This is a genomic window from Adhaeribacter radiodurans (genome assembly GCF_014075995.1).
GTDB lineage: Bacteria > Bacteroidota > Bacteroidia > Cytophagales > Hymenobacteraceae > Adhaeribacter > Adhaeribacter radiodurans.
Map to the genome: position 1 here is coordinate 1,773,838 of NZ_CP055153.1, position 20,945 is coordinate 1,794,782.

The following is a 20,945-nucleotide window of genomic DNA, read 5'->3' on the forward strand; positions in this document are numbered from 1 at the left end:
TAAATGGTAAATGGTACCTGCTAAAGCCCTACTCGTTCGTCGGAATCGATAATTATTTTTTCGGTGGCTTTACGATCGCGGCGGCGCATTTTACGGCGGGCAAATAATTCCGAGAAGGTATCAAAGCGCTCGGTGTGTAAAATACTGCCTCGTAAACTACTCACCGAAGTCTGGCCCAGGCTAGTAGAATAGGAGTACGGAGTTATGTTATACTCTAATTTTAAACGAAGTTTTCCGTCAGCCCGCAAATAAACATCCGCCCGCCACGATCCTGGCACTTCGGCTCCAGTTGGGGTGTAGTTCGGGTTACTCGGATTGCTAGCGTAATTATTACTACCTGGTAATCCACCTTCGTGGCTTAGGCGTAATCTGCCTTTAAACAAGGAATAGCTCAACCGAAGTTGTAAATCGTTTATCTGTTGGTTAGAAAAGCCATCCAGCCCTATATCAATTTCTAAATTACTATCTAGTTGGGAGATTAAGTTGCCAAGTTGGTTCGATAGAGCCTGACTCAAGCTGCTGGTTAAGCCCAGGGCATTATCTACTTGAGTACCAACGGTAGCTTGAGCGGTATTACTTGGGTCGGATAAACGTTTTAATATTAGTAAATTAAAGACTTGGCGGTTTAATTCGTCCTGATTGTTGCGGATATCGGCCAGGTAAGCGTTTATCTGGGTTTCTAAGGTGGAGGGAGTATCTTCAAATTCCAGGTTCAACTTAATTTCGGGCGCGAGTAATTTGCCTTCTAAGTCCATAACTGCCGTAACCGGGTACCGGATGTTACTTTGTTCCTGAGTAATACTGGTAGGTAAAACAATTCGTTGGGTGTAAGTAGCGGTAAGGTCCATAATGCCGGCATAAGGGTCGCCATTCCAGGTAATGGTGCCGCCTGGTCTAATATTAAAGCCTTTCCGGATTATATTATACAAGGTAAAATTATAATAGCCCTTCACAATCTCCACTTGGCCATCCATGGTAAATTCGCCGCGGGTATCAATATTTAAATTAATACGACCATTACCCGATCCACGCACAATATCACCGGTTTCTTCATCGAAAATTATTTCTAGTTCTGCATCGTCGGTAATACCTAAGTTAAAATTAAGGTTAATACCAGCTAAATCTACCCGTGGAACATCCACCGTAGAATCAGTCGCTACCGAATCCTTCTGCTTGTGATTAACAAACTGAATATAACTTTGTCGTTTGGCTTCTTGCTGGCCATCCAATGGAATCGACATTTTGGTACCGCCTTCGCTGCGGGCATTTACCGTAATAAATAAATTGGACGGAGTTCCGGTTAAGCTAGCCGTACCTGTGGCAATTGCAGTACCGTAGTAAAGCGAGTTTTCGGCCCGGGTGGTATTTAATACCATAAACTTCCGAAAATCGCCTTTTAAATTTAGTTCCATGTTCTGGAATCCCTGGTGTTGGATAATACCAGCTATAGTGGCCGAGTTATTAAACATATCCCGGACTCTAATATTTCGGAAAGCAATGTCTTTATCGGTAAAGTAAATTCGGTCGCTAAAAGAATAATAGGTATTTAAATAATTTACCCGAAAACGGCCGTTGGTCACAAACGCCGAACCTACGAGAACCGGCCCGTTCAGGCGGCCATTTATTTGTACCCTGCCTTCCATAATCCCCGATAAATCGGAAAATAAGGTTTTTAATAAAGGCTCAACCAGTTTAATGGGTGCTTCGTCCATTACCGCTAAAAGATTAAGCGGGTTATCTTCAGATTGCGGATTGTAATCGCCGGTAACAGATACTACCCGCATATTACTTCTGAAAACTCCTAAATCTACTTTAATCTTATCTTCATTCTTGTCCCAATCGGTGAAACCACTAATTTCACCGATATAAATAGTATCCAGACGCAAGGAGTCGACGGTAAGTTTACTGAGGATAATGGATTTATTAAATAAGTTGGAAGCCGATGCCCGGGCATTTAAAACGCCATAGATTTGCTGATTTAGGAGCGGAACCAAATTTTCGAGCTGAAAGTTTTTTACTTCCATTACTAATTCTTTCTCCGGATGACGCGAAGCCTGCCCGGTTACATTAACACTCTGGTTCCCGTAAAACAATTCCAGGCCGTTTACTTCAATTTCTTTGCCGGCGCCGCCAATCAAAATGCTATTGTTAGGTCGGATGTTCCATTGTTTACCCAAAATGTTAATCTGGGATTGATCTAAAACAATTTGAACTTTATCCGGCGGAAAACTAATATTACCCGTTACGGTAGCTTTATTGCTACTACCCGTTTGCGCTATATTAGTTGAAAAATTAATGGTGCTGTCGTTCCAGATGCCTTCCACAAACAAGTTCTCGGAGGGAGCCGCTGCCGCAAACTGCTGGTTCCGCGAAGAAAAAACTACGCCGGCTAATACCGTTGGACTGGTTTGTAACTTAGAATTATTAATCTCAAAATCGTTATTGTAAAACCGGTATTTACCGTAAATAAGGGTATCTAGATGGCTGTATAAGTTAAAAATAGAGTTGGGACCTTGCCGGAAATTACCTGTAAAAAGAGTGTTCTCTGCCAGGTATAGCTCTGGTACATATGCTTTTAGAAATGGGTTGCCTTTCTTAAAACGGAAGATTAAACCTAATTCATAATCCGGACCGGTATAGGTCTTTTTCTGACGGTAATAAGTTTCAGTAGCCGATTGGTTGCTTTTAAAACTTAAAATATCTTCCCGCACAAACGTAGAAAAATCAGCTATAAACCGGGAAACCTCAAAATTGCCTGTAGCCGAAAAATCCAGAATATTGCTGCTTACATCGATAGAACGTTGGCCATTTGTTCGGGCAGATTTAATGGCAACCGAATCAAAATTAATAATTTCCTGACCGTAAGTAAGGGTTGTGTTTTGGAAAGTAGCCTGTCCCAGTAAATCATCTAAGGTTAAACCGGTAAAGTTTAAATCAGTATTGGTTTGTAGAACAAAGTTCTTGTTTAGAAGCTTCAAAGCCTGCAGGTTGGCCCGGTTTATATTACTAGTTAAGTCAAATGTGGGACTTGCCTGGCTTAAATTAATTGTTCCTTCGGCCGAAAGTTCGACGTTGGGATCGTATATTTTAAGTTTACCGGCTACTAACTTCTGACTTAAGGTGGCATCAATAGTAATGTTCCGGTAGTTATACCCTAATATCCCCACCGATTGAATGGTGGCATCTAAATTTAAACGGGCAGAAGCCAGGTTAAAACCGGTGCCTTTTACTTTGCCATTCATTGTGATAGCTTGTAAGGTTCGCGGATCTCCAATGAATTTGCCTAAAGCAAACTTGTCGGTTTTAAGATAACCCGTGTAGGTAGATAAGTCTGGATTTTTATTTATTTTAAGATTGATATCCGACACTACCTTGCCTAAGGCTGTAGCGAAAGAACCATGCGCTACAAAATCAGAATAAAAACCTAAAAAATCGCCTTCTAACTTTACCGTTCCCAAACGCTCGACCAAGGCATAATTTTTAGCTGGAATAAATTTTTTCAGATCCCGGGCTAGTATTACCGAAGGTTTTAGTTTTATATCCGCAAAGGTTTCTTTATAACGCGGCAAGCCATCGGCACTTAAATTTCCGACAATGTGCGTTTTTTCGCCGTAATAAAGGTCAATGTTTTTAGCGTTAAAACGTTTAACAAAACCTTTGGCTTCGCCGGAAATAAGAATTTTTTCGTTCCAGTCTTTTAATTGCGGCGCAAATATGGCAATATCATCTGAAAATATGGCCGAAGAATCGAGGGCTGTGGTTACCTGAACACTATCGTTAAAAGAAATAAAGTTCCAGAAACGTTTATAATCAAAACGGACATAATGGCGCAGGTTGCTGTTATTTAGGCGTAAATCTAATTCTGCAAATTCCCAAAAGGTGGGCGCGTAAACCATGCGTGCATCTAAATTTTTAAGATTAGCGTTAGATTTATGCTCGTGGGCTTGCAGGTCGGTGATGCGGGTTTGTATGGTATCTCCTAAAAAAGCAATGTCCGATATTTTTACGTTAATGCTATCAATATCCAGGTGCTGGTAATCCATACCAAAAGTAACCGGCTCCCGTTTTTGATTTTCGTAGCGAAAATGGCCGTTTTGAATAGCTAGGGAATTTATTTTAAAATCAAATTTAGCTTTGGCAGTTTTGGTAGTATCAGATTTAATTAATTTTTTTATGGAAGCCAAAAAAACGCTTAAATTCATCGAATCGGCCGTTTTATATCGGATAAATGCGGCATGCGGATCAACTAACTTTAGTTGTTCAATGGTTAATTTACGGTAGTTACTTAAAGAAAATCCGCTTAAACTAGCCTCAGCTTCACCGATATAAAATAATTCTTCTTTCTTCCGATCAAGAACTTTTACTTTTTCCAGTATAACTTTGTTGAAAAACCGAATATCCACTCGTCCAATGGTTACCTGGTGTCCTATTTTAGACGAGAGAAAGGTAGAGGCTTTTTGCACCACGCTGGTTTGAATGGAAGGTTGCCGTAAGGCGAGAATTAAACCAGCTAAAAGTAAAAAAATGAATAAAAACAGGCCGATAACTATTCGGAGAGTAGTTTTAAATACACCAGTCCACTTATTATTTATTTCGTTTTCCAAATGGTTTTGGGTCCTACAATATTAGCAATTGAATCTTCCTGCGACGATACCTCAGCGGCTGTTATCCGCCACGGTAAAGTGGTAGCCAACATAGTAGCCACTCAGGAAGTTCATAAACAGTACGGCGGCGTTGTGCCGGAATTAGCTTCCCGGGCACATCAACAAAATATAATTCCTGTTGTGTCGCAGGCTTTACTTACGGCAAAGATAACAAAAAGTGATTTAGATGCGGTAGCCTTTACCCGTGGTCCGGGTTTATTGGGAGCCTTGCTGGTTGGCTGTTCATTTGCTAAATCATTTGCCTTAGGCTTAAATCTACCTTTGATTGAGGTAAATCACATGCAGGCCCATATTCTGGCCCATTTTATCGATGATCCTAAACCTTCTTTTCCTTTTCTGTGCCTTACGGTAAGTGGTGGCCACACCCAAATTGTATTGGTAAAAGATTACCTGGACATGCAGGTATTAGGCCAAACCACCGACGATGCCGTAGGCGAAGCTTTTGATAAATCGGCTAAACTTCTTGGGTTACCTTATCCGGGAGGCCCGCTCCTGGACCGCACGGCGGCAACTGGGAACCCCGATCGCTTCACTTTCCCCATTGTTAATATGCCGGATTATGATTTTTCGTTTAGCGGCATTAAAACTTCTATTTTGTACTTCCTCCGGGAAAATACAACTCAATATCCAGACTTTATTGCCGAAAATCTGGCGGATATTTGTGCCAGCATTCAAAAAGCATTGATTCAAACCTTACTTTTAAAATTAAAACAAGCCGCAAAAGATACCGGAATCCGGGAGATAGCCATTGCGGGAGGCGTTTCGGCAAATTCGGGTTTGCGAAAGGCTATGATCGAAAGCGCCGCCCGTTATAAGTGGAACGTTTACATCCCCGCTTTTGAGTACTGTACCGATAATGCTGCCATGATTGCGATAACGGCGCACTACAAGTATTTGCAAGGCGACTTTACCACACAATACGCCAGCCCCGAACCTCGTTTAAAACTGTAAAAAGTAAATTTTTTAGCTTTAGACCTTTGCCTTTTAATAGTTAACGGTCGAAATTTCGTTTTCTTAATTCTGTAATATGGGCTACGTGGTGTTGGCCGTGCCACGAATATAAGCCAACAGCGTTACTTAAATTTACTTCGCCTAAGGTGGGGTGTACAAATACTCGCTGCCATTGCTCCGGGGTAAGCGATTCCAGTAGCATTACCCAACGTAAATGCAAAGCTTCCAATAAGAGCAGAGACATATTTACAGGTGCATACTTACCGTCTTCTAGTTCTGCCCAAAGGTGTTCTTCGTAGGTTTTAATAACAGGTTTATCTTCGGTAAGAGCTAACTTAAATCGCGTATAGCTATTAATATGGCTATCTGCTATGTGGTTTACGGTTTGGCGTACTGTCCAACCTCCCGGCCGATAAGGAGTGTCTAATTCTTTCTCGCTTAAATCTTTAACAGCTTTACGCAATTGGGCGGGTAAATGCGTAATATCTTGTATATACTTTTTTAGTTCTTCGATCGGTACGTTTGGTTTCGGCGTGTAAATACCAATGGGGTACCGGAGCGATTCTAAGTTTTTACTTTCCATAAACTTAATTAAACAAGCTGATTGCTGAACAATTAGAGAAAAATCCTTTACAATAGCAATCTTCTTTACGTGTGTTAAGTTATTGGTAAAAGCTAGCCGAAAAATTGCAGTCGAACTAAAAAGGTAGCAACTTTGTATTTTTGATAAATACATTTACAATGATTATTCTGGAGCATACCGTTATCAGCGACGATTTAAAAGACAAGTTTTTTGTCTGTAATTTAGAGAAATGTAAAGGTGCCTGCTGCGTAGAAGGAGATTTAGGCGCACCTTTAGAAGAAGAAGAACTAAAAATTTTAGCTGAAAATTACGAAGTTATTAAACCTTACCTTTCGCTGGAAGGACAAAAAGCTATTGCTGAACAAGGATTATACATTAAAGATTGGGAAGACGATTTTTCTACCACCACTATAGGTAACCGCGAATGTGCCTATGCCATTTACGACGATAATCTAACTTTAAAGTGTGGGATTGAACAAGCTTACCTAGATGGGAAAATAAGTTGGCGAAAGCCCATTTCCTGCCATTTATACCCAATCCGAATTACTAAATACGACGGTTTTGAAGCATTAAACTATGATAAATGGCAGATTTGTAATGCCGCTTGCAGCTTTGGCCAGGATTTGGGTGTTCGTGTCTATCAATTTTTGAAAGAACCTTTAATTCGTAAATACGGCGAAGATTGGTATAATCAATTAGAAGAACTTGTGGCCGGGGAGGAAGAAGCCGTTTAGTAATTAATTTTGCCTGGTTTGAAAAGAAATTTTAAGACGAACAATGTATAAAGTAAAAAGCCCGGTTTAAACCGGGCTTTTTACTTTATAAGCTTAAAGGTATATCAGCTGTAATTATTCTGCTAGTTTACTAAAATCGTAGGTATCCAGGTATTTAGTGGTAAAGTTACCTGTTTTAAAGTTTTCGTCGTCCATCATTTTTAAATGGAAAGGAATAGTTGTTTTTACGCCTTCCACTACAAATTCACTCAACGCCCGCTTCATCTTTACAATAGCCTCTTCACGGGTTTGTGCCGTAACAATTAACTTGGCAATCATCGAATCGTAATTGGGCGGAATGGTGTAACCAGCGTAAACATGCGTATCTACCCGCACGCCATGCCCCCCCGGAATATGAAGAGTGGTAATTTTACCCGGAGCCGGTCTGAAACCATTTATCGGATCTTCGGCGTTAATGCGGCATTCAATGGCGTGCATTTGCGGATAATAATTTTTTCCGGAAATAGGAACTCCGGCAGCTACTTTTATTTGCTCTTTGATTAAATCGTAATTAATTACTTCTTCGGTAATGGGGTGCTCCACCTGTATGCGGGTGTTCATTTCCATGAAGTAAAAATTCTTGTGCTTATCTACCAGAAATTCAATGGTGCCAACGCCTTCGTAACTAATGGCAGATGCTCCTGCTATAGCGGCATTTCCCATTGCTTCCCGAAGCTTCTCATCAATAAAGGGAGAGGGTGTTTCTTCTATTAATTTCTGATGACGTCGCTGAATAGAACAATCACGCTCCGATAGGTGGCATACTTTTCCGAATTGATCGCCTACTAATTGAATTTCAATATGACGCGGCTCTTCTACAAACTTTTCCAGGTACATGCCATCGTCGCCAAAAGCTGCTTTTGCTTCAGTACGCGCGCTGTTCCAGGCTTTTTCAAATTCATCATCGTTATTGATAATCCGCATACCACGCCCACCACCACCGGCAGTAGCTTTAATAATAACCGGATATTTTATTTTATGGGCTAGTTTTATACCTTCTTCTACCGATTTTAACAATCCTTCGGAACCCGGAATGGTAGGAACACCCGCTTTTTTCATGGTAGATTTGGCCGAAGATTTATCGCCCATGGCGTTAATCATGGCTGGCGTTGCGCCAATAAACTTAATCCCATTTTCATGGCAGATGCGCGAAAATTCGGCATTCTCCGATAAAAAACCGTAACCCGGGTGAATAGCATCGGCATTGGTAATTTCGGCAGCCGAGATAATATTAGGAATATTTAAATACGATAAGGTACTGGAAGGCGGGCCAATACACACGGCTTCGTCCGCGAATCGTACGTGCAGGCTTTCTTTATCGGCGGTAGAATAAACCGCTACCGTTTTAATGCCCATTTCTTTGCAGGTACGAATAATACGTAATGCAATTTCACCGCGATTAGCAACCAGAATTTTCTTAAACACAGTTTTATTAAATTATGAATTAGAAATTATGAATTAGAAATTAAAACTGACGCAAAAGCTGAATTTTTAAGTTCTTATTTACGGTACTAAATTACCTCTTATTATCCACTATAATAGGGTTACAAATAATCGGACGTACCTTTCAAGCAATTGCCAAATTAGAAACTACGAAGACAAAATCTTTCCTAATTTCTAAATTTAATTCATAATTAGTTTATGATGGATCTATCAGGAATAAAGGTTGATCGTATTCAACTGGTGACGCATTTTCTACCAATACTTTTACCACCTTACCGCCAAATTCCGCTTCAATCTCATTAAATAACTTCATGGCTTCGATAATGCAAATCACATCACCTTTTGCAATAACGTCTCCTACGTTTACAAAAAAGTCGGATTCCGGACTAGAAGAACGATAAAATGTTCCGATCATGGGTGATTTTATCGTTAAATAATTCGATTCGGTACTAGTAGTTGCCGCGGCAGGAGCACTGACAGGTGTCGGGTTAGCTGGAACACTTGCTGGTGTAGATGGAGTGGCGGGTGCCGCTGAAACCGCTGGTCGGGTTGGTTCCGGCAAATAATGCACTTTGGGAGAATCGGGTTCACGCTTTACCGAAATCTTAAATTCTTCGGTTTCAATATCTACTTTATTTAAACCTGACTTTGCAATAAAGTCAATCAGTTCCTGAAGTTCTTTGGCTTTCATAGATTTATTTTACTCGTTCTGCATACGTGTAAGTGCGGGTATCTACTTTAATCAACTCATCCTGGTTGATAAAGAGAGGTACCTGAATGGTAGCGCCAGTTTCCACAATAGCGGCTTTAGAAGCATTAGTAGCAGTATCGCCTTTAATGCCCGGCTCCGTATAAGTAATCATTAACTCCACAAAAGGAGGTATTTCACAGGTAAGCGGGGTTTCCGTTTCGGCATGAAACAGAATAGTTACTTCCTGGCCATCTTTTAACAAATCGGCAAAGGGTACCATTTTTTCCTCCAGAATTACTTGTTCAAAGGTGTTGGTGTCCATGAATGTGTATCCCATATCATCTTTGTACAAAAACTGGTGCGGACGTTGTTCTACTCGGGCCGTAGTAACTTTAACTCCAGCATTGAAGGTGTTATCGATAACTTTACCGGTTTTTATATTTTTTAATTTAGTCCGCACAAAAGCTGGGCCTTTACCTGGCTTTACGTGCTGGAATTCGGTAATAATGTACAAATCACCGTTATATTCTAAGCACAAACCGTTTTTGAAATCAGCAGTAGTTGCCATTTTTAAGTAGATATTAAATAATAAAAGCCTATCTTCTTTTCTGAAAAAGCTTGAATTTGGCTTTTAATTTACGTTCAATTTATTTATTCTAATTCGTTTTTAAATGATTATTTCGAATCGTAGGCCCACTTCAGGTAAATAGCGCCCCAGGTAAAACCACCCCCAAAAGCAGCCAAAATGATATTATCGCCTTTCTTGAGTTGTTTTTCATAATCCCATAAGCATAATGGCAAAGTTCCACTGGTAGTATTACCATAACGATCAATGTTCATCATTACTTTGTCACTACCAATATTCATGCGGCCAGAAGTAGCATCAATAATTCGCTTGTTTGCCTGATGAGGAACCAGCCAGGCAATGTCTTCACCAGTTAATTGGTTACGGTCCATTACTTCGGCGGCTACATCGGCCATGCCTTTTACGGCAAATTTAAAAACGGTGGTTCCTTCCTGGTAGGCGTAATGTTCCTTATTGGCTACTGTTTCGTGGGTAGCTGGTCGCCGGCTGCCTCCTGCCTTCATGTGCAGGTAAGGAGCGCCCGTACCATCCGATTTTAACACTTCATCTATTATTCCTAAACCTTCTGAATTAGGTTCCAGCATTACGGCGCCACCGCCATCGCCGAAAATAATACACGTAGTACGGTCTTCGTAATTGATAATAGAAGACATTTTATCGGCTCCGGCTATTATTATTTTTTTGTAACGGCCCGATTCAATGAATTTAGCACCTGTAGAAAGCGCAAATAAAAAACCAGAGCAAGCTGCTTGTAAATCGTACCCAAAGGCATTTACCAAGCCGGTTTCGGCTGCTACTAAATTAGCCGTTGCCGGGAAAACCATATCGGGGGTAGTGGTAGCAACTATAATTAATTCAACTTCTTCCGGACGGGTATTGGTTTTTCGAAGCAAATCCCTAACGGCAAAATTTACAATATACGAGGTGCCTTGGCCTTCTTCTTTCAGTATTCTTCTTTCCTTTATACCGGTACGGGTAACAATCCATTCATCATTGGTCTCCACCATGGTTTCCAACTCCTGGTTGGTAAGAACATAGTCCGGTACGTAGCCGCTTACGCCAGTAATAGCAGCAGATATTTTACTCATAGTCAGATTTCTTGGTTCGTAAGGAAAAATCAGGTACTGAACTCTTTTTGAATCTGTTCGGTAATTCCCGACTTAGCCATTTTGTAGGCTAGATGCAACATGTTGCAGGTAGCAGTCGGACTGGATACACCGTGTCCGATAATTGCATTTCCGTTAATACCTAAAATAGGGCTTCCTCCCACTGCTTCGTAATTGAATTTATCAAAATACGGATCGACAATGTTTTTGCTCAGTAAAATATCATATATGGACTCGGATAGTTTTAGTATTACGTTTCCGATAAATCCATCACAGATAATTACATCAGCCTTATCGTTGAATAAATCGCGGCCTTCAATGTTGCCGATAAAATTCAGACTAGGATTATTTTTGAGTAGTTGATGGGCGGCCTGCAAAGTAACTGTACCTTTGCCTTCTTCTTCGCCTAAGTTCATTAAACCAACTTTAGGATTAGAAATACCAAGTACATACTGGGCATAAATGGAACCTAATTTTCCAAATTGGTCTAAAACTTCAGGTTTACATTCCGCGTTAGCCCCTACATCCAAGAAAATGCCTGTTCCACCGTCTAATTTAGGAACGAATCCCGCACTCGCCGGCCTAAAAACGCCTTCTACTGCTTTTACGCTGAACATAGCTCCCACCAGCATAGCACCCGTGTTTCCGGCACTGCAAAAGGCATCAATCTGCTTCAGTTTGAGCAACTGATATCCTTTGGAAATACTGGAATCTGGTTTCTGGGTAAGTGCTTTAGTAGGATGCTCGCCCATTTGAATAACCTGACTGGCAGGTACAATAGATATGCGGGAAGAGGTAGCACCGTGTTTTTGTAAACATTCCCGCACTACATCTTCCTGACCTATCAATACTATTTCGGCATCTTCCGGTAAATCGTGGGAAGCCAGAATTGCTCCTTGAACAATAGAGTCAGGAGCAAAGTCACCGCCCATTGCGTCGAGGGCTATTCTCATAGGGTTAGGCTGCTACTTCTTTCTCAATAGCTTGCTTACCTCTGTAATACCCACATTCAGAACAAACGCGGTGGTATAGAACCGGTGAACCACAGTTTGAACATTCCATGTGTGTACTTGGAGTTAATTTATAGTGCGTTCTTCTCTTATCTCTTCTGGTTTTCGAAATCTTTCGTTTAGGATGTGCCATTTTCTAAAAACTGTACTGTTTATTTATTTTACTTATAGATTATTTTAATTTTTTCAAGGCATCCCAACGAGGGTCACCAGCTGCATCGTCATCCTCGTCATCTGTATCCTGATTTAATCCGCCGCTGGAGTAAATAAGGATGTTTTCTGCGTCTGGATCTTCGTCTACTTCGTAGAACCGGGGATGCAATTTTTTTATGGGGATAGCTAAACCAATATAATCGAACAAATGCTGCGCAATATTAATGGCCTGAGTTCCCGGTAGTATCTGCAAAATATTATCGTCTAATTCCGCTTCAACAGCCCCATACCGAACCAAAAGCAATTCATCTAATTCTACCGGATAATCAAACTCATCTAAACTGCGGTCGCAGGTTACATTTACCGTTCCGGTAATCTTAAACTCAAATTGCAGTAAAAGGTCGGTTTTGTCTAACATTACATGTGCCCGCAGATTACCACCATTCACCAGATTTTGATCAAATAACGCAAAAAAGTTATTATCTAAAACAAAATCGTACTCGTGAACCTTATTACTAAGGGTGGCAATTTGAATATCAAACTCATTTATCTTTCTCACGACTGCCAATTTTTTTGCAAAGCGCAAAATTAGTAATTTAATCTCTAATTAAAAAAATTAAAATATTCCGCTAAGGCTTATACGGTAGCTCTTTTTCTAATGATATCAATAGCCAGAAAAAGTGCTTCGCGGAAAGAGCTTTCCTGAGCTTTGTTCGCACCCGCAATGTTGTAAGCAGTGCCATGATCCGGAGAAGTACGTACAACAGGTAATCCGGCGGTAAAATTCACCCCATTTTCGAAAGCCAGAGTTTTAAAAGGAATTAAGCCCTGATCGTGGTACATAGCCAAAGTAGCATCTACTTGCTGGTAATGGCGAGTTCCGAAAAAACCATCGGCCGGAAAAGGACCAAATAAAAGATGGCCGCTTTCTTTTAAGGTTTTAATAGCAGGTATTATAATGTCTTGTTCTTCGGTGCCCAATAATCCGTTTTCGCCGGCATGCGGGTTTAAGCCTAATATAGCAATCCGGGGTTTTTGAATGCCAAAATCTTTTTGGAGTGATTGTAATAAAATAGTTAGTTTTTGCAGCAACAGCTCGGTAGTGAGTTTAGCAGCTACTTCTTTTACCGGAATGTGCCCGGTGGCAGTAGCTACCCGCAAATTACCACTTACTAAAAACATCAAGCTTTCCGGCGCTTCAAAATAAGAAGTAAAAAATTCGGTATGGCCCGGAAATTTAAACTCTTCGGATTGAATGTTATCTTTATCAATGGGAGCCGTTACAATACCATCAATAAATCCGGCCTTTAAATCGGCACTGGCCGCTTGAATAGACTGCAAAGCAGCTTTCCCGGATTGAGGGGTTGGCGTTCCTAAAATTAATTCGTGTTCTTCTTCCCAGCAATTCAATACATTTACGCGCTTGTGATCGTATTCACCTATTTGCCGTATTTGTTGAAACGAAAAGTTTTCGACCTGCAGCAGTTTACGGGTTTTATTGATTAACGCTCCCGAACCGTAAATTATAGGAGTACAAAAATTTAAGATGCGGGCATCGGCGAGCGTTTTAATAATTACTTCTGGCCCAATGCCGTTATAATCACCTAGCGTAATGCCTATTTTAAGTTTTGGTTTATGCATGGAAGGTCTTAGGTTCTAAGCGGTTCGATATTTCAAATAACTTATCTAGAAAACCAGATTTAGGAATGTAATGGCTTTAAAGTATGTAGTTGAGCGTTTTGCCGGTTAATCAATATTGTCCTTAATCATTTCTGTTAAAAACTGATAAATGAGTCGCACGCTCGAGCCCGTACCATTTTTACCGCGGTAATTATCCTGAGAAGTAAGAAATGCGGTACCGGCAATATCCAGGTGAATCCAGGGGTATGAGGTAAAACATTCGAGAAATTTACCCGCCGAAATAGCTCCAGCTTCCGGCCCACCCAAGTTTTTCAGATCTGCGATATCTGATTTAAGGTGTTCGGCATATTCTTCCCACAAAGGCAGTTCCACAAGTCGTTCATAAGTAGTTTCACCGGCCTTTTTAAATTTCTGTTTGGTTTCCTCGGCGGCGTTACTCATCATTACAATTCCTTCCCGACCCACAGCCCGGGCAGCAGCCCCGGTTAAGGTAGCCATATCTATTACTAATTCCGGTTCGTGTTTTTTGGCAAAATGTAAGGCATCTGCTAATAATAAACGGCCTTCCGCATCGGTATTTAAAACTTCTACGGTAGCTCCACTGTGCATAGTAATAACGTCGCCGGGAGCAAATGCCCGTCCTCCCGGACGATTATCGGTAGCCGGAATTAAACCTATAACATGTAAAGGAATTTGATTTTTAGCCAGTGCATACAAAATGCCAGTTACACTGGCGGCGCCGGCCATGTCCGATTTCATCATGTCCATGGAGTTGGGGGTAGGTTTTAGGCTTAAGCCGCCGGTATCGTAAACTACTCCTTTGCCGACCAAAATATATGGTTTTTCGTTTCGGGCATTTTCAGGTTTGTATTCTAAAATAGAAAAAGTGGGCGGGTCGAGGCTGCCTTGATTAACCGCCAATAAACCTCCCATTTTTAACGCTTGTATTTTAAGAATATCCAGTATTTCGGTATTAAAACCAGCATGATCGCCTACAGCCGTAATAGTTTCCGCTAACTGTTCCGCTGATTGGAAGTTGTGCGGCTCGTTTACTAAATCGCGGGCTAAGTATACGCCATTTAGTAAATTATTCAGCTCGTTTACTTCTGCTTCTGCTATGGTGCTATCGGTTATTATTATATTCTGGAGCGAAGAAGCACTGCTTTTATCTGTTTTATATTTATCAAATTGGTAATTACTCAGAAACAAACCTTCGGCTACATAAAAAGAGGCTTTAGAACCCGTTAAATCCGACAGGTAAATGTCAACGGTTTTTTCAGCTTGCAGTAATTTTAGTAAGTTAAAACCAGCTTTGCGCAACTCTTCGTGGTAAGAATAAAATGCTGGCTTGCTCGTAGTTACGAGTACATAAATACGGCGCGAATACCGGTTTAAAGTAATTAATTTAGATTTATTTCCTATTTGTTCTTTTACGTAAGCATTCTCTTCCGAAGTAAAATCGGTGCCACTTAAATCTTCGGCGGAGTGGATGATCAAAACCAAACTTTTATTTTTATCTAACTTGGTGTCGTGTTTCAGTTGCGTAGGCATGGTTCTGTCGTATCTTTGGTGCGCAATATACTAAAAGTTTAAAAGTTTACGGGTGATTGTAGGTTAAGGTGCATTAGGGAAGTTATTCAAAGTAAAATAAATATTCGTTCTCGAAATTAGGTGCATTAACCTGGTTAAACCGCCGTTTGAAGCAATGGGTAAACAGTTAAAGTTTGCTCAAAAGCTAAATTCCCGGTAATAATCTTTAAATTTTTTAGCTAAGGTTACGAAATCTGTTTTGTGCCTTCCTGAAAAGTGTTGTTCTTGATACGTTCCACTAAATTTTACTATTTAATTGCGTGAAGAAGGTAAATCCTAAAAAACACCTCGGCCAGCATTTTTTAACCGACGAAAATATTGCGGCGCGCATTGTGGAGCAATTGACTTTACCCTCTGGCGTTAACGAAGTGCTAGAAATTGGACCCGGTATGGGCGTTTTAACAAAATATCTGGTGCAGCATTCCGATTACCAGACCACCATCATTGATATTGACCGGGAATCGATAAGTTACCTGAAGGCGCATTTCCCGCAATTAACCGACCGGATAGTGGAAGCTGATTTTTTGCGGTTGGATTTAAGTAAGTTGTTTCCGAGTAAATTTTCCATTATCGGTAATTTTCCTTATAATATTTCGAGTCAGATATTTTTTAAAGTGTTGGATTCCCGGCAACAAGTAGCCGAGGTAATTTGCATGTTGCAAAAAGAAGTGGCCGAACGAATTGCCGCCGGGCCGGGCTCTAAGGTTTACGGCATTTTAAGTGTTCTATTGCAAGCGTTTTATACCATTGAGTACAAGTTTACGGTGGGCCGGGAAGTGTTTGATCCTCCGCCGCAAGTGTTATCGGGTGTTATTACCTTGGTGCGTAACCAGGTGGAACAATTGCCCTGCAACGAGAAGAAATTCTTTGAAGTAGTAAAATTGAGCTTTGGTACCCGCCGCAAAACCTTACGCAATTGTTTACGCCCGTACCAATTACCAGAAGAAATTACGAAAGAACCCATATTCGACAAGCGGGCCGAGCAATTATCGGTAGCGGAGTTTGTTTACTTAACTCAACTGGTAGAAGCAAATGCCTCGTAACCTATGCCGCGGGAAATAACAAAATTCTTTATTGAAGAAATAGAAACAGCCATTGAGCTGAACGATGCTACTTCTGTTTTAACTAACCTGGAAGAGCTATATCCCGCGGATATTGCTACGGTTTTATATGAGCTGAATGCCGAAAAGTCGAAGTACGTTTTAGATTTGCTGGACCCCGAAGTTAGTTCTGAAATATTAAGCGGCCTAGATGCCGATACCCGTAACAATTTTCTAAAAAACTTTACCAGCGAAGAAATTGCCCGTTACGTGAACCTGATGGAGTCGGATGATGCGGTAGACGTGTTGAACGAGCAAAATGTACAGGTACGGGAAGAAGTAATTTCGCTGCTCGACAACGAAGAAAAAGCCGCCGATATTATTGACCTGCTGCACTACGAAGAAGATAGTGCGGGTGGCTTAATGGCTAAAGAACTGATTAAAGTAAATATTAACTGGCGCGTAGGGCAATGTATTGAAGAAATAAGAAGGCAAGCCGAGAATGTAGAACAAGTTTATGGCGTGTACGTGGTAGACGATAAAAATAAGCTACTCGGTAGGCTGGGGCTTAAAGCTTTAATTTTGGCTAACGATAGTACGCCTATTCGGCAGCTATACGATCCGGACGTTATTTCTATTGAAACTTATAAAAAAGATACCGAAGTAGTGGATATCATGCAAAAGTATGATCTGGATTCCATTCCGGTGGTAAATGCGCAAGGTAAATTACTCGGAAGTATTACCATCGACGATGTGCTGGATGTAATGCAGGAACAAGCCGAAACTACCATGCAGCTAATTACTGGTGTTACCGAAAATATTGAGGAAGACGACAGCATTTTTCGGTTGTCGCGGGCGCGATTGCCTTGGTTATTAATTGCCATGCTCGGAGGTTTAGTAGGGGCGCGCCTGATTAAAGTATTTGAAGCAGAAATTTCTTTGGTACCCGCTATGGCCATGTTTACGCCGCTTATTACCGCTACCGGAGGTAACGTGGGCATTCAATCCTCTTCGCTCATTATTCAAACCCTGGCGAATAATTCCATTATCCTCGATAATTTAATGCAGCGCTTGTTAAAAGTAATTTTAGTAGCTTTAATTAACGCTGTAATAATTTCCGGCTTAGTATTAAGTTTTAATATACTGTTTAAAGAAGATTTACGCTTGTCCTTCGTAGTTTCAACCGCTTTGTTTAGTGTGGTGCTATTATCTTCGGTAATGGGTACGGTTACGCCCATGGTGCTGGATAAATTCGGCATTAACCCGGCCATTGCCGCCGGACCGTTTATTACTACTGCCAACGACTTACTGGGTCTGGCCGTTTACTTTTTTGTGGCGCATTTGTTATTACTTTAAATTTCAGTCTGCCATCAGCCAATTTTTAAATCTGGAGTGTAATTCTGGTTTTTTGCCTCTTAAGCAAATTTAGAATATCCGATCCGGTTGATTAAAATATTTTGCTTTTCTGAATTAAGTGGCGGAACAATCTTATGTTTGCACGAAAATCTGGATATAAGAAACTTTATTTTTATATCCTGATTATTAGTGAAATTTAAAACCGATTACTTATTCCATCTTTGTAATGCCATCGCCTAAAATTTCCTGTTTAATTATCGACCAAATGCATCCCAGCATTATTCCCATGCTGGAAGAAATAGGGATAACTGTTTCGTATCAACCCGAACTAAAAGCAGTGGAAGTAAAAAATGCCTTGCCTGGTTTCGATGGATTAATTGTACGCAGTAAACTCCGAATTACCGAAGAATTACTAAACGGAGATCAGCAATTACGCTTTATTGGCCGGGCGGGTGCCGGATTAGATAATATTGATGAAGCCGCTCTGGCAAAATACAACATTGAACTTTTAAACGCACCCGAAGGAAATTCGGATGCCGTTGGCGAGCATACTTTGGGCATGTTGCTGGCTTTACTGCGTAATATTGTAAAAGCCGACCGGGAAGTACGCCATTATGAATGGTACCGCGAGGCGAACCGGGGAGAAGAGATAATGGGGAAAACCATTGGAATTATTGGCTATGGCAACATGGGGCGGTCATTTGCCAAAAGGCTGCGCGGTTTCGATTGCCAGGTACTTGCCTACGATCATGATTCTTCTGTGGTGCCGGACCAAAACGCTACCTTGTGTTCGCTGGAGAGATTAAAAGAACAAGCAGATGTCCTAAGTTTTCACATTCCGTTTACTCCGGCCAACCGTTATTTAGCCAACGAAGCGTTTTTAAATAGCTTCCGAAAAAATATTTGGTTATTAAATTCTTCCCGGGGCGAAATACTCGATTTAAAAGCACTAGTAAGTTTATTGCAGACCGGAAAAATAAAAGGAGCCGGGCTAGATGTGCTGGAAAATGAAAAATTAAATACGTTAACCGCTGAACAAAAAACAGCTTTCGAGTACCTGGTTAAAGCTCAGAATGTAATTTTATCGCCGCATATTGCCGGTTGGACCCACGAATCTTATTATAAAATCAATCAGGTGCTTACGCGTAAAATCAAGGCCTTTTTAGAAAATATGTCTTAAAATTTACTATTTTTAAACTTCTGTAAACGGCAAACCACCCGGAAAGCAGCAAGGGTATTTTAGAGCGCGAACCAGTAAAATCTTGTTCGTACTCTTGACAGGAATATTAAAAAAAATATTAACTTGCAGAAGGAACGGTCAGGCATTGGCCGTTCTTTTTGTTTTATTTATTGCTGAAAAACTAAATGTATGGGATCTATATCGTATTATACCGCCGAAGGCTTGCAAAAGTTAAAAGATGAACTAGCCGAGCTAAAAACCAAAGGACGGGCGGAAGTGGCGCGCCAGTTGGCCGAAGCCCGCGATAAAGGGGATTTAAGTGAAAATGCCGAGTACGACGCTGCCAAAGACGCTCAAGGTCACCTGGAATTAAAAATTTCTAAACTGGAAGAAGTAGTAGGAAATGCCCGCCTGATTGATGATTCGAATCTGGATGTAAGTAAAGCCCTGATTCTTTCGAAGGTGAAAATTAAGAATCTGAACAATAACATGGTGATGGATTACGTGCTGGTTTCAGAAGAAGAAGCTAACTTGGCCCAGGGTAAAATTTCTGTAAAATCGCCGATTGGCAAAGGATTGCTGGGAAAATCAGTGGGTGAAGTTGCCGAAATTACTATTCCGGCAGGTAAAATCCGGTTCGAAGTTCTAGAAATATCCCGTTAGTAGTTATGGCTATAGAATCTATCTTCTCTAAAATTGTAAAAGGAACTATTCCGGCCTACAAAGTAGCCGAAGATGATCGTTTTCTGGCTTTTCTGGATATAAGTCCGCTGCAGCCTGGTCATACCTTGGTAGTACCTAAGAAGCAAGTTGATGAGATTTTTGAGCTGGAAGATTCTTTACTCGCCGATTTGCACGTATTTGCTAAACAAGTGGCAGTAGGTATTAAACAAGCTACCGGCGCTTCCCGGATTGGAATGGCCGTGATTGGATTTGAGGTGCCGCACGCGCATATTCATTTAATCCCGATTAACAACATGGATGATATGAATTTTGCTAATCCAAAGTTAAAATTAACTAAAGAGGAGTTTGAAGAATTAGCGCACCAAATCAGGGAGAATATCTGAAGCAATTTTATCAGAAGTTATATAAAAGGGCTTACTTTGAAAAAAGTAAGCCCTTTCTGCTTTACCCGCATTTTGCGCTGTCGTTTCTGGTAAGTACTTTTTAATCGTAAATAATAGCAGACCTCATATTTTGTAAAAAAGTAAAAATTGTATTAGATTTTGAGGAATAAGGAGTAGATACTAGTTTCGGTTGAAAGTTAATTTGTAGAGTTCCCGCCGTTTAAGTTTAGAAGAATGACTTTGTATTCCCGTCGTGATGTGTTACGTACCAGTGCCTATCTGAGCGGTTTAGGTTTGTTGCACGCGCTGGATTTGTTTGCTATTTCTAAAACAAAACAGTTTAAAATTGGAGCTTGCGATTGGTCCATCAACCAAATGGGAAAACCGGAAGCTTTTGCCGTAGCCAAACAAATTGGCTTGGATGGCGTGCAGGTAAGCTTAGGTACAGCCGCAAATAACATGCAACTTCGCCAGCCGGAAAAACAACAACAATACAGACAAGCAGCCCGGCAAGCCGGTTTGGCTATAGGGGGCCTGGCCATTGGGGAGTTAAATAATGTGCCCTACAAATCAGCACCCGAAACGGAACAGTGGGTAAGTGATGCCATGACAGTAGCCCGTAATTTAGGAGTTAAAGTTATTTTACTCGCCTTCTTTGAAAAAGGCGATTTATTAAAGGATTCTTCTGGCCAGCAGGAAGTTATCCGGCGTTTGCGAAAAGTGGTACCGCAAGCAGAAAAAGCGGGCGTTATTCTGGGAATAGAATCGTGGTTAAGTGCCCGGGAAAGTAAAGATTTAGTAGATGCGGTAAATTCTAAAAATGTACGGGTGTACTACGATGTGGCCAACTCTACCCAAATGGGGTACAATATTTACGACGAAATCCGGTGGTTAGGGAAGGAGTACATTTGCGAAATCCACGCGAAAGAAAACGGTAGTTTATTAGGTCAGGGAAAAATAGATTTTAAAGCTGTGCGACGAGCATTAGATGCTATTGGCTATACCGGTTGGATTCAGATTGAAGGAGCCGTGCCGCCTAAACAAGCCATGCTGGAAAGCTACCAGGCTAATAATAAATTTATCCGAAGTATATTTTCCTGATCCATTCTTT

19 protein-coding genes are annotated in these 20,945 nt (G+C 40.9%); 8 read left to right on the forward strand and 11 right to left on the reverse strand.

Features of this window, described 5'->3' with window-relative positions; genetic code table 11:
- Positions 1-20: 20 nt before the first annotated feature.
- Complete coding sequence (locus tag HUW48_RS07455) at positions 21-4,604, reverse strand: translocation/assembly module TamB domain-containing protein (protein ID WP_182415077.1); 4,584 nt, start codon at positions 4,602-4,604, stop codon at positions 21-23.
- Here HUW48_RS07455 and tsaD point away from each other — a divergent pair, their 5' ends adjacent.
- Positions 4,605-5,615, forward strand: a complete 1,011-nt coding sequence (gene tsaD / locus HUW48_RS07460) for a tRNA (adenosine(37)-N6)-threonylcarbamoyltransferase complex transferase subunit TsaD (protein ID WP_182415078.1) — start codon at positions 4,605-4,607, stop codon at positions 5,613-5,615.
- 40 nt (positions 5,616-5,655) lie between these two features.
- Here the strand turns inward: tsaD and HUW48_RS07465 are convergent, their stop codons facing one another.
- Positions 5,656-6,198: a YfiT family bacillithiol transferase gene (locus HUW48_RS07465; RefSeq protein ID WP_182415079.1), complete on the reverse strand. Its 543-nt coding sequence runs from the start codon at positions 6,196-6,198 to the stop codon at positions 5,656-5,658.
- A 158-nt stretch (positions 6,199-6,356) separates the two neighbouring features.
- Here HUW48_RS07465 and HUW48_RS07470 point away from each other — a divergent pair, with 158 nt between their 5' ends.
- Complete coding sequence (locus HUW48_RS07470) at positions 6,357-6,932, forward strand: DUF3109 family protein (protein ID WP_182415080.1); 576 nt, start codon at positions 6,357-6,359, stop codon at positions 6,930-6,932.
- A 114-nt stretch (positions 6,933-7,046) separates the two neighbouring features.
- Here the strand turns inward: HUW48_RS07470 and accC are convergent, their stop codons facing one another.
- The 9 genes from accC to HUW48_RS07515 form a co-directional block, all read right to left on the reverse strand.
- Positions 7,047-8,396, reverse strand: a complete 1,350-nt coding sequence (gene accC / locus HUW48_RS07475; RefSeq protein ID WP_182415081.1) for an acetyl-CoA carboxylase biotin carboxylase subunit — start codon at positions 8,394-8,396, stop codon at positions 7,047-7,049.
- A gap of 214 nt (positions 8,397-8,610) precedes the next feature.
- Positions 8,611-9,105, reverse strand: coding sequence for an acetyl-CoA carboxylase biotin carboxyl carrier protein (gene accB, locus HUW48_RS07480; protein WP_182415082.1), 495 nt, complete (start codon positions 9,103-9,105; stop codon positions 8,611-8,613).
- A gap of 4 nt (positions 9,106-9,109) precedes the next feature.
- Positions 9,110-9,673 carry an elongation factor P gene (gene efp, locus HUW48_RS07485; protein WP_182415083.1) on the reverse strand — a complete coding sequence of 188 codons (564 nt, stop codon included), beginning with the start codon at positions 9,671-9,673 and terminating at the stop codon, positions 9,110-9,112.
- A gap of 107 nt (positions 9,674-9,780) precedes the next feature.
- Positions 9,781-10,779: a beta-ketoacyl-ACP synthase III gene (locus HUW48_RS07490; protein ID WP_182415084.1), complete on the reverse strand. Its 999-nt coding sequence runs from the start codon at positions 10,777-10,779 to the stop codon at positions 9,781-9,783.
- Between the two features lie 29 nt (positions 10,780-10,808).
- On the reverse strand, positions 10,809-11,750 hold the full coding sequence (plsX, locus tag HUW48_RS07495) for a phosphate acyltransferase PlsX (protein ID WP_182415085.1): 942 nt from the start codon (positions 11,748-11,750) through the stop codon (positions 10,809-10,811).
- Positions 11,751-11,754: 4 nt separating this feature from the next.
- A complete protein-coding gene (gene rpmF / locus HUW48_RS07500) occupies positions 11,755-11,940 on the reverse strand; it encodes a 50S ribosomal protein L32 (RefSeq protein ID WP_106928678.1) in 186 nt (61 codons plus the stop codon).
- Between the two features lie 39 nt (positions 11,941-11,979).
- Positions 11,980-12,519 carry a YceD family protein gene (locus HUW48_RS07505; protein ID WP_182415086.1) on the reverse strand — a complete coding sequence of 180 codons (540 nt, stop codon included), beginning with the start codon at positions 12,517-12,519 and terminating at the stop codon, positions 11,980-11,982.
- 77 nt (positions 12,520-12,596) lie between these two features.
- Entirely contained in the window at positions 12,597-13,601 is a 1,005-nt protein-coding gene (pdxA, locus tag HUW48_RS07510; protein WP_182415087.1) for a 4-hydroxythreonine-4-phosphate dehydrogenase PdxA, read from the reverse strand.
- A 105-nt stretch (positions 13,602-13,706) separates the two neighbouring features.
- Positions 13,707-15,152, reverse strand: coding sequence for a leucyl aminopeptidase family protein (locus HUW48_RS07515; protein ID WP_182415088.1), 1,446 nt, complete (start codon positions 15,150-15,152; stop codon positions 13,707-13,709).
- A gap of 299 nt (positions 15,153-15,451) precedes the next feature.
- On the opposite strand from HUW48_RS07515, the gene rsmA reads away from it, so the two are divergent.
- The 6 genes from rsmA (at position 15,452) to HUW48_RS07545 (ending at position 20,935) form a co-directional block, all read left to right on the forward strand.
- Positions 15,452-16,234, forward strand: a complete 783-nt coding sequence (gene rsmA / locus HUW48_RS07520; RefSeq protein WP_182415089.1) for a 16S rRNA (adenine(1518)-N(6)/adenine(1519)-N(6))-dimethyltransferase RsmA — start codon at positions 15,452-15,454, stop codon at positions 16,232-16,234.
- A gap of 3 nt (positions 16,235-16,237) precedes the next feature.
- Positions 16,238-17,587, forward strand: coding sequence for a magnesium transporter (gene mgtE, locus HUW48_RS07525; protein ID WP_182415090.1), 1,350 nt, complete (start codon positions 16,238-16,240; stop codon positions 17,585-17,587).
- 226 nt (positions 17,588-17,813) lie between these two features.
- Entirely contained in the window at positions 17,814-18,767 is a 954-nt protein-coding gene (locus tag HUW48_RS07530) for an NAD(P)-dependent oxidoreductase (protein WP_182415091.1), read from the forward strand.
- 189 nt (positions 18,768-18,956) lie between these two features.
- The gene (gene greA / locus HUW48_RS07535) at positions 18,957-19,430 is read left to right on the forward strand and encodes a transcription elongation factor GreA (protein WP_182415092.1); all 474 of its coding nucleotides are present in this window, start codon (positions 18,957-18,959) and stop codon (positions 19,428-19,430) included.
- Positions 19,431-19,435: 5 nt separating this feature from the next.
- Entirely contained in the window at positions 19,436-19,834 is a 399-nt protein-coding gene (locus tag HUW48_RS07540) for an HIT family protein (protein ID WP_317173777.1), read from the forward strand.
- A 234-nt stretch (positions 19,835-20,068) separates the two neighbouring features.
- Entirely contained in the window at positions 20,069-20,935 is an 867-nt protein-coding gene (locus HUW48_RS07545; protein ID WP_182415093.1) for a sugar phosphate isomerase/epimerase family protein, read from the forward strand.
- Positions 20,936-20,945 lie beyond the last annotated feature (10 nt).

Coding starts and splice junctions, on each gene's coding strand:
- tsaD (WP_182415078.1), top strand. CDS start 4,605: ATGGTTTTGGGTCCTACAATATTAGCAATTGAATCTTCCTGCGACGAT.
- HUW48_RS07465 (WP_182415079.1), bottom strand. CDS start 6,198: ATGGAAAGTAAAAACTTAGAATCGCTCCGGTACCCCATTGGTATTTAC.
- HUW48_RS07470 (WP_182415080.1), top strand. CDS start 6,357: ATGATTATTCTGGAGCATACCGTTATCAGCGACGATTTAAAAGACAAG.
- accB (WP_182415082.1), bottom strand. CDS start 9,105: ATGAAAGCCAAAGAACTTCAGGAACTGATTGACTTTATTGCAAAGTCA.
- efp (WP_182415083.1), bottom strand. CDS start 9,673: ATGGCAACTACTGCTGATTTCAAAAACGGTTTGTGCTTAGAATATAAC.
- HUW48_RS07490 (WP_182415084.1), bottom strand. CDS start 10,779: ATGAGTAAAATATCTGCTGCTATTACTGGCGTAAGCGGCTACGTACCG.
- plsX (WP_182415085.1), bottom strand. CDS start 11,750: ATGAGAATAGCCCTCGACGCAATGGGCGGTGACTTTGCTCCTGACTCT.
- rpmF (WP_106928678.1), bottom strand. CDS start 11,940: ATGGCACATCCTAAACGAAAGATTTCGAAAACCAGAAGAGATAAGAGA.
- pdxA (WP_182415087.1), bottom strand. CDS start 13,601: ATGCATAAACCAAAACTTAAAATAGGCATTACGCTAGGTGATTATAAC.
- HUW48_RS07515 (WP_182415088.1), bottom strand. CDS start 15,152: ATGCCTACGCAACTGAAACACGACACCAAGTTAGATAAAAATAAAAGT.
- mgtE (WP_182415090.1), top strand. CDS start 16,238: ATGCCGCGGGAAATAACAAAATTCTTTATTGAAGAAATAGAAACAGCC.
- HUW48_RS07530 (WP_182415091.1), top strand. CDS start 17,814: ATGCCATCGCCTAAAATTTCCTGTTTAATTATCGACCAAATGCATCCC.
- greA (WP_182415092.1), top strand. CDS start 18,957: ATGGGATCTATATCGTATTATACCGCCGAAGGCTTGCAAAAGTTAAAA.
- HUW48_RS07540 (WP_317173777.1), top strand. CDS start 19,436: ATGGCTATAGAATCTATCTTCTCTAAAATTGTAAAAGGAACTATTCCG.
- HUW48_RS07545 (WP_182415093.1), top strand. CDS start 20,069: ATGACTTTGTATTCCCGTCGTGATGTGTTACGTACCAGTGCCTATCTG.